Origin of the sequence: Nonomuraea aridisoli (assembly GCF_003236395.1) — a bacterium.
GTDB classification, from domain to species: Bacteria; Actinomycetota; Actinomycetes; order Streptosporangiales; family Streptosporangiaceae; genus Nonomuraea; species Nonomuraea aridisoli.
Map to the genome: position 1 here is coordinate 1 of NZ_POUD01000715.1, position 387 is coordinate 387.

Consider the following 387-nt stretch of genomic DNA (forward strand, 5'->3'; position numbering starts at 1 on the left):
TAAGAGACAGGCGGTGGGGTGGTGCGTGTGGCCGGTGGTGATCAGGCCGACGATGTGGCCGGTGTGCTCGGCGAGGAGGGCGGCGCCCGCCAGGCCGTGCCAGAGCGGGACGGGCATCGACTCGGGCGCCGGATCCAGCACCCGGAACGCCAACGCCTTCGACACCACGCTCACGGGTGCGTCCACCAGGCCGGACACCGACTCCGCGTCCCGGACGCCGTCCCGCTGCCACGCCTGCGGGAACCCCCGGGTCACACACCGCACGGAGCCGGAAGCACCCGGAGGCCGTCCGCCCGCGGGGGAACGCGTCAGTTCGCCCCACCGGAGGCGGGCGAAACGGCCGGCCAGGGGTTCGCGCGCCCGCAGCAGCACCGCGCCCGCGCCCCC

1 protein-coding gene is annotated in these 387 nt (G+C 76.0%); it reads right to left on the minus strand.

Annotated features, from left to right (window positions below; translation table 11 throughout):
* A partial coding sequence (locus tag C1J01_RS48885; RefSeq protein WP_146616091.1) for a hypothetical protein occupies window positions 1-255 on the minus strand: 255 nt, incomplete at its 3' end.
* Window positions 256-387: the final 132 nt, after the last annotated feature.